Annotated in this window: 12 protein-coding genes and 1 pseudogene; 4 read left to right on the top strand and 9 right to left on the bottom strand. The window is 50.6% G+C overall.

The window, feature by feature from the left end; genetic code table 11:
* Positions 1-8 precede the first annotated feature (8 nt).
* The 4 genes from urtD to urtA are packed head-to-tail and all read right to left on the bottom strand — an operon-like array spanning position 9 to position 4,768.
* Complete coding sequence (urtD, locus tag OGX92_RS12615; protein ID WP_063941582.1) at positions 9-806, bottom strand: urea ABC transporter ATP-binding protein UrtD; 798 nt, start codon at positions 804-806, stop codon at positions 9-11.
* Positions 806-1,879, bottom strand: coding sequence for an urea ABC transporter permease subunit UrtC (gene urtC / locus OGX92_RS12620; protein ID WP_003832929.1), 1,074 nt, complete (start codon positions 1,877-1,879; stop codon positions 806-808). Before urtC ends, urtD begins: the two co-directional genes overlap by 1 nt.
* On the bottom strand, positions 1,879-3,453 hold the full coding sequence (gene urtB, locus OGX92_RS12625) for an urea ABC transporter permease subunit UrtB (protein ID WP_286586611.1): 1,575 nt from the start codon (positions 3,451-3,453) through the stop codon (positions 1,879-1,881). Before urtB ends, urtC begins: the two co-directional genes overlap by 1 nt.
* A 43-nt stretch (positions 3,454-3,496) precedes the next feature.
* Positions 3,497-4,768, bottom strand: a complete 1,272-nt coding sequence (gene urtA / locus OGX92_RS12630) for an urea ABC transporter substrate-binding protein (protein ID WP_148361994.1) — start codon at positions 4,766-4,768, stop codon at positions 3,497-3,499.
* 486 nt (positions 4,769-5,254) lie between these two features.
* Here urtA and mgtS point away from each other — a divergent pair, with 486 nt between their 5' ends.
* Positions 5,255-5,350 carry a protein MgtS gene (gene mgtS / locus OGX92_RS12635; RefSeq protein WP_240389350.1) on the top strand — a complete coding sequence of 32 codons (96 nt, stop codon included), beginning with the start codon at positions 5,255-5,257 and terminating at the stop codon, positions 5,348-5,350.
* 284 nt (positions 5,351-5,634) lie between these two features.
* Here mgtS and OGX92_RS12640 read toward each other — a convergent pair whose 3' ends face one another.
* Together OGX92_RS12640 and dcp are read right to left on the bottom strand one after the other, a co-directional pair.
* Positions 5,635-6,561, bottom strand: a complete 927-nt coding sequence (locus OGX92_RS12640) for a diguanylate cyclase (protein ID WP_286586613.1) — start codon at positions 6,559-6,561, stop codon at positions 5,635-5,637.
* 531 nt (positions 6,562-7,092) lie between these two features.
* Positions 7,093-9,138: a peptidyl-dipeptidase Dcp gene (dcp, locus tag OGX92_RS12645; protein WP_240389351.1), complete on the bottom strand. Its 2,046-nt coding sequence runs from the start codon at positions 9,136-9,138 to the stop codon at positions 7,093-7,095.
* Between the two features lie 137 nt (positions 9,139-9,275).
* Between dcp and ydfG the strand changes: the two genes are divergently transcribed.
* From ydfG to ydfZ, 3 genes are all read left to right on the top strand, one after another.
* Positions 9,276-10,022 carry a bifunctional NADP-dependent 3-hydroxy acid dehydrogenase/3-hydroxypropionate dehydrogenase YdfG gene (gene ydfG, locus OGX92_RS12650; protein ID WP_003832919.1) on the top strand — a complete coding sequence of 249 codons (747 nt, stop codon included), beginning with the start codon at positions 9,276-9,278 and terminating at the stop codon, positions 10,020-10,022.
* Between the two features lie 86 nt (positions 10,023-10,108).
* Positions 10,109-10,795, top strand: a complete 687-nt coding sequence (locus OGX92_RS12655) for a GntR family transcriptional regulator (protein WP_003032396.1) — start codon at positions 10,109-10,111, stop codon at positions 10,793-10,795.
* 191 nt (positions 10,796-10,986) lie between these two features.
* On the top strand, positions 10,987-11,190 hold the full coding sequence (ydfZ, locus tag OGX92_RS12660) for a putative selenium delivery protein YdfZ (protein ID WP_003032393.1): 204 nt from the start codon (positions 10,987-10,989) through the stop codon (positions 11,188-11,190).
* Between the two features lie 74 nt (positions 11,191-11,264).
* On the opposite strand, the gene OGX92_RS12665 is transcribed toward ydfZ, so the two are convergent.
* The 3 genes and pseudogenes from OGX92_RS12665 to OGX92_RS12675 form a co-directional block, all read right to left on the bottom strand.
* Entirely contained in the window at positions 11,265-12,731 is a 1,467-nt protein-coding gene (locus OGX92_RS12665) for a mannitol dehydrogenase family protein (RefSeq protein ID WP_286586612.1), read from the bottom strand.
* A gap of 165 nt (positions 12,732-12,896) precedes the next feature.
* Positions 12,897-13,169 (bottom strand): annotated as a pseudogene (locus OGX92_RS12670) (MFS transporter); the annotation flags it as partial.
* A 15-nt stretch (positions 13,170-13,184) separates the two neighbouring features.
* Positions 13,185-13,247, bottom strand: a 63-nt coding sequence (locus tag OGX92_RS12675) for an IS1 family transposase (protein ID WP_071603212.1), incomplete at its 5' end; no start/stop codon positions are given.

Genomic DNA, 13,247 nt, shown 5'->3' on the forward strand with positions numbered 1-13,247 from the left:
TGAACTCCTTAACGCCCGAGATAGACTTCAATAACCTGCTCGTTGGCCTGCACATCGCGAAGGCTCCCCTGAGCGAGGACACGTCCCTGATGTAATACTGTGACGCGATCGGCAATGGTTTCAACAAATCCCATATCGTGCTCAACAACCATCAGAGAGTGCTTACCGGCAAGCTGGCGAAACAGCTCCGCCGTGTATTCCGTTTCCGCATCCGTCATCCCCGCCGCGGGTTCATCCAGTAGCAGTAAATGCGGCTCCTGCACCAGCAGCATGCCAATTTCGAGAAACTGTTTTTGCCCATGCGAAAGCAGTCCGGCGCGGCGGGTCCGCTCATTACCCAGCCGCAACAGCGCCAGTACTTCATCAATATGATCCCGTTGTTCGCCTGAGAGTCGTGCCCGTAGAGAACCCCAGACAGATTTATCATTTTTCAGCGCCAGCTCCAGGTTCTCCTCCACCGTTAATGCTTCAAATACCGTGGGCTTCTGAAATTTCCGTCCAATCCCCTGACGCGCGATGGCGATGGGATCCAGCGTTGTTAAATCGGTCGACTGGTCGTATATCGCACGACCACTTTGCGGTCTGGTTTTACCGGTTATGACATCCATTAACGTCGTCTTCCCGGCGCCGTTGGGGCCAATAATACAGCGCAGTTCCCCGACGCCAATATTGAGCGAGAGATCCGTTAACGCCTGGAATCCGTCGAAATTAACGTTAATTTTTTCCAGTTGGAGTACCGGGTCCGTTTGTTCGCGAAACCGATCGCCCGGCATCTGGCGTGTAAAAAGTCCTTCATCCGGCTGCATTATTTGTCTCCTTTGCGAAACAGGCCAATCACACCACTAGGTAAAAAAAGCGTAACGCCAATAAAAATCAGGCCAAGAAACAGCTGCCAGTATTCCGGCATAATGACGGTAAACAGGCTTTTAGCACCGTTCACCAGTACTGCGCCAAATACCGGGCCGATCAGGGTTCCACGTCCGCCCAGAGCAACCCAAATCGCCGCTTCAATCGAGTTGGTCGGCGACATTTCGCTGGGGTTGATAATCCCTACCTGCGGGACATAAAGCGCCCCGGCCAGGCCGCACAGTACAGCTGAAAGCGTCCACACCAGTAACTTGAAACCTTTCGGATCGTAACCACAGAACATCAGACGGTTCTCGGCATCACGCACGGCGGTCAGAATACGACCAAACTTACTGCGGGCCAGCGCAAGTCCCAGCCATATTGCCAGCACCAGCAGCATAACCGTCGCCAGAAACAGCGCGATCCTGGTTGACGTCGCGGTCACCGGAAACCCCAGAATGGTGGTAAAACCGGTAAAACCGTTATTTCCACCAAAGCCGGTTTCATTGCGGAAAAACAGCAGCATTCCGGCGAAAGTCAGGGCCTGGGTCATGATGGAGAAATAGACCCCTTTGATTTTTGAACGGAAGGCAAACCAACCAAATACCAGCGCCAGCAGGCCCGGCACCAGAACAACCAGCAGCATCGCCCAGAGAAAATGTTGCGTCCCCCACCAAAACCAGGGCAGCTCGCTCCACGACAGGAATGACATAAAGGCCGGTAATCCTTCGCCGGAAGCCTGACGCATCAGGTACATTCCCATCGCATAGCCCCCCAGCGCGAAGAAGATACCGTGTCCCAGCGAGAGCATTCCGGCATAGCCCCACACCAGATCCAGCGCAACGGCCACAATGGCATAGCAGAGAATTTTCCCGGCCAGCGTCAACGTCCACACCGATATGGCCAGCGGATGCTCCGCGGGTAACAGCGCAAGAAACGGCAAAATAATCAACGCCAGCAGTAAGCCCAGACCCAGCACGCGTGTTGCACGCGGCGCTTTACGCGCCAGCGTTATTGTCATTGGCATCGTCATCAGTCAATAACCCTCCCTTTCAGCGCGAACAATCCCTGAGGTCGTTTCTGAATAAACAGAATGATCAGCACCAGGATCATGATTTTGCCGAGAACCGCCCCCACCTGAGGCTCCAGAATTTTATTGAAGATCCCCAGCCCAAATGCCGCAGCCACGCTCCCGGCAAGCTGTCCAACGCCGCCCAGTACCACCACCAAAAACGAATCGATAATGTAGCTTTGCCCCAGCTCCGGTCCTACGTTACCTAGTTGCGAGAGCGCCACGCCTCCCAGTCCGGCAATTCCTGAACCAAGGCCAAAGGCCAGCATATCGACTCGTCCGGTGGGTACGCCGCAGCAGGCCGCCATATTGCGATTTTGCGTCACGGCACGCACGCGCAGCCCGAGGCGCGTTTTATTCAACAGCAGCCAGGTGAAGAACAGCACCAGCATGGCAAAGCCAAGCACCACTATTCGGTTCCATGGCAATATCAGATTGGCATAAACCTGAATACCGCCGGAAAGCCATGCCGGATTGGCGACTTCCAGGTTTTGCGCGCCGAAAGTCATTCGCACCAGTTGGATGAGCATCAGGCTGATACCCCAGGTCGCCAGTAGCGTTTCAAGCGGACGGCCATATAAATGGCGTATCACCCCTCGCTCGAGCAGCATTCCTACTGCCGCAGTCAGCAAAAAGGCGACCGGAAGTGCAATAACCGGATACCAGGCTAACCCGTGCGGGAAAAACTGCCCCATCAACTGTTGCACCATCCAGGTACAGTACGCCCCGAGCATTAACATCTCGCCATGTGCCATATTGATGACGCCGAGCAATCCATAGGTTATCGCCAGACCCAATGCCGCCAGCAGCAAAATAGAACCCAGTGACAGTCCCATGAAAGCCTGCCCTAGAAGATCCCCAACCTTCATGCGATGCGAGATGGAATTCAGACTTTCGTCAGCGGCAGCACGCACTCGGGCATCGGGTTCATGTTCAGCCCGGGTGAATGGCTGCAGGCGCACCTGAGTTTCAGGATCATTTGACGCCCCTAATAGTTCGATTGCCTGAAGCCTGACCTCCGGCGAGGTGCTACTCAGTTGCAGATTTGCCAGTGCAATAGCGAGTGCGGATTTCACATCACCATCTGACTCCTGAGCCAGTCGTTGTTGTAAAAACGGCAGCATGCCCGGCTGCGCCTCACGCTGTAATGTACGAGCTGCCTCTCCCCTTACCGTGACACTGTCACTTAAAAGCTGATGGACAGCCAACGCTCCGGCTACCAAATTACGCAGGCGGTTAGTCAGGCGAGTTTTTTTTAGCTCGCCGTTTGGGGCTGTCGCTGTTCCTAACGGCTGTACGTACGAGCCGTTCATGATGAAGGCATTTTTCGTGTTATCGGTCAGCAGGTTCTCATCTCGCAGCGCGCTGAGCAGCGGGATGCGCTGAACGTCGGGATTCACCGCCCATTGTTCAAGCAAGGCGACCTGCTGAGCACGGTTGGCGGCGGTAAAGGAATCAGCATCTGCGGCCTGGGCTATCCACGGCAAAAACCACATCAGCAACAACACACCACGAATCAAGCGCATAGCTTTCATGAGCGTTCTCCAAAGCATTACCCTCCCGCAGGAGGGCGTTAGATCAGTTGCTGGCGGTTTTCACAGGCTGTTCAGATTTTTTATCATTACCAGCGATGTACGGACTCCACGGCTGGGCGCGGACCGGCTCATCGGTTTGCCACACCACGTTAAACTGGCCGTTGCCTTCAATCTCGCCAATCATGACGGGTTTATGCAGGTGATGGTTGGTCGCATCCATGGTCAGGGTAAAACCTGATGGTGCAGCGAAGGATTGCCCCGCCATAGCAGCACGAACTTTATCCACATCGGTAGTTCCGGCTTTTTCTACCGCCTGCGCCCACATGTGCAGGCCAACATATGTGGCTTCCATTGGGTCGTTCGTCACTACCGAATCAGCATTCGGTAATTTGTGCGCTTTGGCATACGCCCGGTAATCCGCGACAAACTTCTTGTTGGCCGCATTATCGACAGACTCAAAGTAGTTCCAGGCAGCAAGGTTGCCCACCAGCGGTTTGGTATCAATACCGCGTAGCTCCTCCTCACCCACGGAAAAAGCCACCACCGGCACATCGGTGGCTTTCAGCCCCTGATTCGCTAACTCTTTATAGAACGGTACGTTAGAATCCCCATTGATGGTTGATACCACCGCCGTTTTTCCCCCTGCGGCGAATTTTTTAATACTGGAGACAATGGTCTGGTAATCGCTATGTCCGAATGGGGTGTACACCTCTTCGATGTCTTTATCGGCGACCCCTTTTGAGTGCAAAAAGGCGCGTAAAATTTTGTTGGTCGTGCGCGGATAAACATAATCCGTGCCCAGCAGGAAGAAGCGTTTCGCGCTACCGCCATCCTCACTCATCAGATACTCAACCGCAGGGATCGCCTGCTGGTTGGGGGCTGCGCCGGTATAGAAGACGTTAGGCGACATCTCCTCACCTTCATATTGCACCGGGTAAAACAGCAGACCATTCAACTCTTCAAATACCGGTAAAACTGATTTACGCGAAACCGATGTCCAGCAGCCGAAAACTGCCGCCACCTTGTCCTGACTCAGCAGTTGTCTTGCTTTTTCAGCAAATAACGGCCAGTTCGAGGCCGGGTCAACCACCACCGGTTCCAGCTTTTTACCCAACACACCGCCCTGAGCATTTATTTCATCGATGGTCATCAACGCCACATCTTTTAGCGGCGTTTCGGATATGGCCATCGTGCCGGATAACGAATGCATGATGCCAACCTTAATGGTGTCGGCTGCCTGAACGCTAAAACTCACGCCCATTGCAACAACAGAGGCAGAAAGTGCAAAAGCTTTTAAAAATGTACGACGCTGCATAGTTTCACTCCTGAAATTAGACTTGCTGAAAGCTCCGGTGCAGCCGGGCAGACAAAACGGTGCAAATTAAGGGTGTTCAGAAGTGATAAGGCAAAAACGATGCCAGATATTAAAACCTCATATAAAATCAATAAATTAGCATCCCGCACACAAAAATCAGTATTACATTTTCCCGCCAAAAGGATTAATCACACGAAAAAATGAACCACCATGAGACAACTCTGCATTATAAACGTGCAACAATCTGTGTCAGCATCACACCGTCATAACAGCGTCTCAGGGTTTAAAAACAAGGTTATTTGTGCGCAGATAAATGTGTCTCGTCACTATTATTTATTTTATTCGACGTGATCATGTCAAAAATTTACTTTTCAGTCGAAATAATCACACAGTTCAGCCTTTGTTTAAGATTGAATTGCTACTATAGTCATAAGCGAGGTGAACTTAAGGTAAGAGAGGAAACTCACAGATAAAGGAGCATTTACTATGCTGGGTAATATGAATATTTTTATAGCTGTTCTGGGAATTATTTTATTTTCCGGTTTTCTGGCCGCGTATTTTAGCCACAGATGGGATGATTGATGAACGGAGATAGTCCTGCACCGACCCGGCCCCTTGTTGCGTAGCTGCACAAGGGGCCATTTTTTTACCTGAATCGCGCTCGCTGTGCCTTTATCCTGATTTACAGATAAAAAAAACCGCCGGATATACCAGCGGTAAATGCTTGCATGGATAGATTTGTGTTTTGCTTTTATACGCTATCTGGCAATTCCCTGCGAAGATAACGGATAGTCAGCTAACCTATCATCGACAACCCCAATGAAAGTTAAACGAAACGCAACTACCTCAAAACGTTTTTCGAAAACTCACGCACTGAGGGGATACGAGGTTCCGTCATTGGTGTCCACCAACGCGATCCGCTCATTTTCATCCATAAACATGCAGCGATTCCTGCCAGTCTGTTTCCCCTGATACATCGCCCTGTCGGCCCGACCAAGCGCGGTATCCAGCGTTTCACCCTGTTGAACCCGGGTTATGCCTGCCGTCACCGTGATACCGATCTCTCCATCAGCGTAGGGAATTTTTTTCTGACCAATCAGACGACAAAGTCGCAAACCCGCCAGGCATGCCTGCTCGTCCGTTTTTGTTCTGATGATGATAATGAACTCTTCTCCACCGTAGCGGTACGCCGCCTCATCATATCGCGTCCATGACAATAAATTTGATGCCAGAGCGCGCAATACCACGTCACCGACCAGATGACCGTATGTATCGTTAACGTATTTAAAACGATCGATATCCAACAACAATATATAGAGATTAAGCGGTTCGGCGTCGAGCAACTGCCGATCAAAAGACTCATCGAGCATTCTTCTGCCAGGTAAACCTGTTAATACATCGATATTACTGCGGATACTCAATAAATATATTTTGTAGTCCATTACAGATGAGGTAAATGCCAGAAGCGCGTCCTGGAAACTGTCGAAATGCCATGAATGGCTACGTTTCTCCACTATAGTCAATAGCAACTCCTTGCCTAATAAATGCATCTTTTCGTGAGTGGCACTTATCTTGCTCACGTAACTACAATCATCCTCATTGTACCGCGATTGATTATTAAGCCACAGTCCAAATCGACAAACAAAATGCGAGTTTTCACCCATAATATCAGGCTGTGTTACATCTGAAGACACCACGCAGCGGAACATCTTTACCAGCCATTTGTAGTGGGCATCAATGGACTTGTTCAACTCAATCAAAATTGTATCTATTTCCTTCGTATTTCTTATCATCACGTTCTCTCTCCCTGTTCGAGCGTTTCTGATGGAATTATCTTAACGATAAAAAAGAAAATTTATGTAAATTTTTTAATAGTAATTAATAAGCCGCGATTAACAATAGCATTGCGCTATGCCACTGGTCGCGGCATAGCGTACATCACTCAGTTCATACCAGACTCAAATTGAACACGGCCATTGAGCCTTTTATTTTCGCGGATAGATAAAAACCGCTAAGAAAGCTGATGTGTATGCTTTAAGCTTTTTATAGCTATCTTTTTCCGATTAGAGACCTAAATTGCAAGGTTATTTCTTAGGTAATATAAAAACCTGGCGTTACACCCGGTTGGGAATGCACGAAACGATAGTGAGCAGTAGGCCGGATAAGGCGTTTACGCCGCCATCCGGCAATCTGTTACAAGCAGCCGGATGGCGCTTCGCTTATCCGGCCTACAGCGTAATTCCCTTTTCAGCACAATGATGAATTTATCGGCGTCATTATGTTTAGCTAAGCTGAATTGAGGACTTTCCCCCTCTGAACAAACCTTACGCGCTCAAACCACGATGTTCCAGCATCGGCTCCATTCGGGGATCGCGCCCGCTCCACTGGTGATAGAGTTCAGCTAAATCAGTACTGTTACCGCGGGACAAAATAGCTTCACGGAACTTTTGCCCGTTTTCACGAGTTAATCCGCCCTGCTCTACAAACCACTGATAGCCATCATCGGCCAGCATTTGCGTCCACAAATAGGCGTAATAACCTGCGGCATAACCGCCGCCGAAGATATGGGCAAAATAGCTGCTACGATAACGAGGCGGCACAGCCTTGAGTTCCAAACCTTCTGCTGCCAGCGCCTGCTGTTCAAATTGATCAACCGAAAGAGATAACGCGCTATTTTCCAGACTGTGCCAACGCATATCCAGCAATGCGGCACTGAGCAGTTCGGTCATGTCGTAGCCTTTGTTAAACAGGCTGGCCCGCTGCATCTTATCCCGCAACGCCTGCGGCATTTGCTCCCCGGTATCAACATGACGAGCAAAACGAGCAAAGACCTGCGGATGACTCGCCCAGTGTTCGTTGATCTGCGAAGGAAACTCAACAAAATCCCGCGGAGTGTTGGTCCCTGAAAGCGTGGCATAACGCTGAGTAGCGAACAGGCCGTGCAACGTGTGCCCAAACTCATGAAATAACGTAATAACATCATCCCACAATAACAATGCAGGCTGACCCTTTGTCGGTTTTTGATAATTACACACGTTATAAATAACCGGCCGGGTTTCATTGAGTTGCGATTGCTCAACAAAATTGCCCATCCAGGCACCACCGCTTTTCGATTCCCGGGCAAAGAAATCGCCGTAAAATAACGCCAGCCCTACGCCATCGTGATCGAATATTTCCCATACCCGAACATCCGGGTGATAAACAGGAATGTCGAACCGTTCTATAAATTTTATGCCAAAGAGTTGATTAGCTGTCCAGAAAACGCCCTCGTTCAGCACCGTATCAAGGGCAAAGTAAGGTTTGAGCTGCGCCTCATCAAGAGCATATTTCTCACGACGAACCTGCTCGGCATAAAATGCCCAGTCCCAGGCCTCGACGTTAAATTGCCCCTGTTCGTGATTGATAACATTCTGGATTTCGGCCTGTTCATCCAATGCCCTGGCTCGCGCAGCGGGAACAATCGCCCGCATGAAATTCAGTGCCGCCTCCGGTGTTTTTGCCATCTGATCGGCAACTTTCCATGCAGCGTAATTGGCAAAACCGAGTAGTTTCGCCTGCTGCATCCGGATCTCGACCAGTCGCTGAATAATCGCCCGAGTATCGTTAGCGTCATTGTTTTCTGCTCTCGTCCATGCGCGGTTGAACAGATTCTCACGGGTCTGGCGATCGCGTAACGCCGCAAGCGCCGGTTGCTGAGTCGTATTCAATAGCGGGATAACCCAACGCGCTTCAAGCCCTTTCTCCTTTGCAGCTTCGGCGGCAACAGCAATTTCCTCTGCGCTAAGTCCGTCCAGGTAACGTGCATCATCCACCACCAGAGCACCGGACTTGTTCGCCGCCAGCAGCCGTTGATTAAACTGGCTGGTCAACGTGGCGGACTCTGTATTGAGCGCTTTAAGGTTTGCTTTATCGACCTCATTCAGACGCGCGCCGGCTAATACAAAACGCTGGTGGATGACCTCCAGCAAGCGTGATGATTCGCTATCCAGCCCCAGTGAACCTCGGTGTTGCCAGACCGCTTCAAAGCGCGAAAAAAGCGCGCCATTGAGATAAATATCATTGGCAAGGCTCGCCAGTTCCGCGGAAAATTCTTCGTCAAGGCGCTGTAGTTCATCGTTGGTGTGTGCCGCCGTCATCGCGAAGAAAATGCTGGTTACGCGTGTGAGCAGCGTGCCGCTTTGTTCAAGCGCCAGCAACGTATTGGCAAAATCAGGGGCCTGCGGGTTTTGCACAATCGCCTCGATCTCTGCACGTTTTTGCCGCACGCCTTCATCGAACGCTGGGCGATAGTGCTGCACCTCTATCTGATCAAACTGCGGGGCCTGATACGGCAATGTGCTGTGGTGTAAAAAGGGATTCGTTAACGACATCTTCCACTCCTGAAAACGATTTGTTTACCAGAGTAGACTTCCCGGGAATCAACCGCAATCGCGTTACGCAGGAATAGCTCTGAACGGAAATGACGTGCTATGGTAGTACTACATAAAAAGCGTTGAGGAACAGTGAGATGATCGTTTTAGTAACCGGAGCAACCGCAGGTTTTGGTGAGTGCATTACGCGTCGTTTTATTGAGAATGGGCATAAAGTTATTGCCACCGGACGCCGCCAGGAGCGCCTGCAAGAGCTCAAAGATGAGCTGGGTGACCGCCTCTATACCGCGCAACTGGACGTACGTAATCGTGCATCGATTGAAGAGATGATGGACGCCTTACCCGCAGAATGGCGCAATATTGATGTTCTGGTCAACAACGCAGGTCTGGCGCTGGGCCTTGAGCCTGCTCACAAGGCCAGCATTGAAGACTGGGAGAATATGATCGACACCAACAACAAGGGGCTGGTTTATATGACCCGTGCCGTTCTGCCTGGTATGGTTGAACGCAACCGCGGTCATATTATCAATATCGGTTCTACCGCGGGCAGTTGGCCATACGCTGGCGGTAACGTCTATGGTGCGACTAAAGCGTTTGTTCGCCAGTTTAGCCTGAATTTACGTACTGATTTACACGGCACTGCAATTCGCGTTACCGACATCGAGCCGGGTCTGGTTGGCGGTACGGAATTCTCTAATGTCCGTTTCAAAGGTGATGACGCCAAAGCTGAAAAAGCCTACGAAAATACCACGGCGCTGACTCCGCAAGATGTTACAGAAGCGGTATGGTGGGTGGCTTCTTTACCGGCTCATGTCAATATCAACACCCTTGAAATGATGCCTGTCACACAGTCTTTTGCCGGGCTGAGTATCCACCGGAGCTAATTTCTCTGCCCGGCCTTGTGCCGGGTATAGATAGCCTGAAAGAAGTGATAAAATATCCGGGTTAACTCTCTAAAAAGTAAGAATGAATGACCGTAGAAACGCAGCTCAACCCTACACAACCAGTAAATCAACAGATTTACCGTATTCTTCGCCGTGATATCGTGCATTGTCTGATTGCACCCGGTACACCGCTTTCGGAGAAAGAGGTTTCTGTACGCTTTAATGTGTCACGCCAGCCGGTACGAGAAGCATTCATCAAATTGGCTGAGAACGGTCTGATTCAGATCCGCCCGCAGCGTGGCAGCTACGTGAATAAAATTTCGCTGTCGCAGGTGCAAAACGGCTGTTTTGTTCGCCAGGCAATTGAATGTGCCGTGGTACGCCGCGCCGCATCGCTGATCAACGATCAACAGTGCTATCAGCTTGAACAGAATTTGCATCAGCAGCGCATCGCAATTGACCGAAAACAGATTAATGATTTCTTCCAGCTTGATGATGAGTTTCATCAGAAACTGGCTTTAATCGCCGAGTGCCAACTCGCCTGGGATACCGTTGAGAATATAAAGGCTACAATTGACCGCGTTCGTTATATGAGCCTGGATCATATTTCCCCGCCTGAAATGCTGCTACGCCAGCATCACGATATCTTTGCCGCCCTTGAGAAGCATGATGGCGATGCGGTCGAGCGCGCAATGATGCTCCATCTTCAGGAAATTGGTGAGTCCGTTCAGCTTATTCGTCAGGAAAATAGCGACTGGTTCAGCGAAGATTAATTCTACGCTCACCTCACTCCGGGGTGAGTTTCTCCTGCGTTTTCCCCTCTCCCGCATAACTGCATAAAAAAAGCTGTGATTTTGATCGAAAACAAAAAAAATCATTAACGAGAAGCGTATTTATATTGCGCCCGTTACGTGGGACTAAAAGCCCACGGGCTTTGACGGTAAGTTGGAAAGGAGAAAACACCATGAAAACATACGATCGTAACCGTAACGCAATCACCACTGGCAGCCGCGTCATGATCAGCGACACCGGACTCACAGGCCGCATTACAGCGATAGATACCGATGGCCTGACCGCTGAGCAGATTCGCCGCGGGAAAACAGTGGAAATCGAAGGATGTGAAGGCAAATACGCCCCCCTCGAGCTGATTCGTTTAGGCATGAACTAATTGGTGTGAATGCCAGAAAACACAGCGCCATCTGGCCGTTGCAAGCCAGATGGCGACATAAAGCATAATCTTCGTTACTTCAGTTTTGCTGCATACTTCGCAACCGTCGCCTTCGCCCCTTCAGCCAGTAAAGTAAGATACGCTTGTGTGACCTGACGGTTGAACAGCTCAACCTGCGGCAGTTCGCGACCAAAAATAGCATCAATTGCCAGCAGCGCCTGAACGCGCTCTTCGCCCTCGTTACTGCTACGCACGGCATTCTGGATCACCGGCAACAATGGATCGCTAATTTCAATCGCCTGGCCCTGTTCATCCACACCACCGACGTAACGCATCCAGCCAGCGACACCCAGTGCCAGCAGCGCAAAGTCACTACCGTGCACAATGTGCCAACGAATGGAATCAAGCATACGCTGCGGCAGTTTTTGGCTACCGTCCATGGCGATCTGCCAGGTACGATGACGCAGCGCCGGATTGCTGTAGCGTTCAATTAACAGATCGGCGTAGCGCTGTAGGTCAACACCTTTTACTTTCAGCGTAGGTGCTTGTTCCTGCAACATCAGCGCACTTGCAGCAAGACGATAGTTTTCATCACCCATGCAATTGTTAATATGTTGATATCCCGCCAGATACCCAAGATACGCAAGGAAAGAGTGGCTGCCGTTGAGCATACGCAGTTTCATCTCTTCAAACGGAATGACATCAGCCACCAGTTCCGCCCCGGCCTTTTCCCATTCAGGACGGCCGGCAACAAAGTTATCTTCAATTACCCACTGGCGGAACGGTTCGCATGCCACGCCTGCCGGGTCGCGTACACCGGTGATATGTTCAATTTTGTCCAGCGTCTCCTGCGTAACCGCCGGGACAATGCGGTCAACCATGGTTGATGGGAATGTCACATGTTGTTCGATCCACGCGGCCAGTTCCATATCCACCGCTCGGGCATATGCAGTGACAACATTGCGCATCACATGACCGTTTTCTGGCATGTTATCGCAGGACATCACGGTAAAGGCAGCTAAACCCGCAGCTTTGCGACGAGCCAGGGCTTCAACCACCACGCCCGGCGCAGTTTTAGGCTGTTTGGGGTTTTGCAGATCGGCTGCAATCATTTGATTGTCTAACATCAGTTGGCCGGTCGCCGGAGAATGGCAGTATCCTTTCTCGGTGATGGTCAGGGAAACGATCGCGACCTGCGGTTCACACATCGCTGCCAGTACGCTTTCCAGACCATCAACCTGCGCATGCAATGCATTTTTCACCACACCCACGACTCTCGCAGTCCAGGCATCAGCAGACATCTCTGCAACGGTATACAGATTATCTTGCTGTTTCAGATCGAAAATCTGCTGCTCGCCGCCAATCAGGTTCACTTCGCAGTAGCCCCAGTCACTGCCGTGATCGGCGGCCAGAATGTCAGCGTAAACACCCTGATGTGCGCGGTGAAACGCGCCAAACCCCAGATGAACAATACGCGGAACCAGTTTTGTACGATCGTAGTCAGGAAGTGCAGCCTTAGCCGCTAAGAGCTTGTTTTGCATGGTATGGCCTACTTATAAATGAAATCAGGACTGTTCCAGAGTAACGCCTGTATGGTTGTATGTTTTGATTTGCATTAAGCTTTTTATGATTGGTATGACATCATGTAAAGCTGTGTAATAGCATGGGCAGCGTACGAGTACATCCGCCCATGCTACTGTCTTGTATCAGCTTGTCTGAGTCACCGAGCAACGAACCTTCTCGGCTTTTTTCACCTCGGCAGCATCCTCAAGTACGCTCAGGTCGCGATCTTTCACTTCTGGCATCAGCAACGCGGAAATTAAACCAATCAGTGAGTAAGCGATGACCATCACCAGAATTGGCCACCAGGAATTAGTCATGTTGCAGAAAATACCCGCCAGAACCGGACCAAAACCAACAGCAACTAACCCGCCCGCTTCTTTTGAAATCGCCATTCGCGTAAACCGGTTACGCGCACCGGTAATGACTCCAACTTATTGATAGTGTTTTATGTTCAGATAATGCCCGATGACTTTGTCATGCAGCTCCACCGATTT

Source organism: Citrobacter sp. Cpo089 (genome assembly GCF_030332695.1).
Classification (GTDB): Bacteria; Pseudomonadota; Gammaproteobacteria; order Enterobacterales; family Enterobacteriaceae; genus Citrobacter; species Citrobacter portucalensis.

Bases quoted from the DNA above. Each gene is read 5' to 3' on its own strand.
- urtD (WP_063941582.1), bottom strand. From the start codon at position 806: ATGCAGCCGGATGAAGGACTTTTTACACGCCAGATGCCGGGCGATCGG.
- urtC (WP_003832929.1), bottom strand. From the start codon at position 1,879: ATGACGATGCCAATGACAATAACGCTGGCGCGTAAAGCGCCGCGTGCA.
- urtB (WP_286586611.1), bottom strand. From the start codon at position 3,453: ATGAAAGCTATGCGCTTGATTCGTGGTGTGTTGTTGCTGATGTGGTTT.
- urtA (WP_148361994.1), bottom strand. From the start codon at position 4,768: ATGCAGCGTCGTACATTTTTAAAAGCTTTTGCACTTTCTGCCTCTGTT.
- mgtS (WP_240389350.1), top strand. From the start codon at position 5,255: ATGCTGGGTAATATGAATATTTTTATAGCTGTTCTGGGAATTATTTTA.
- OGX92_RS12640 (WP_286586613.1), bottom strand. From the start codon at position 6,561: ATGATAAGAAATACGAAGGAAATAGATACAATTTTGATTGAGTTGAAC.
- dcp (WP_240389351.1), bottom strand. From the start codon at position 9,138: ATGTCGTTAACGAATCCCTTTTTACACCACAGCACATTGCCGTATCAG.
- ydfG (WP_003832919.1), top strand. From the start codon at position 9,276: ATGATCGTTTTAGTAACCGGAGCAACCGCAGGTTTTGGTGAGTGCATT.
- OGX92_RS12655 (WP_003032396.1), top strand. From the start codon at position 10,109: ATGACCGTAGAAACGCAGCTCAACCCTACACAACCAGTAAATCAACAG.
- ydfZ (WP_003032393.1), top strand. From the start codon at position 10,987: ATGAAAACATACGATCGTAACCGTAACGCAATCACCACTGGCAGCCGC.
- OGX92_RS12665 (WP_286586612.1), bottom strand. From the start codon at position 12,731: ATGCAAAACAAGCTCTTAGCGGCTAAGGCTGCACTTCCTGACTACGAT.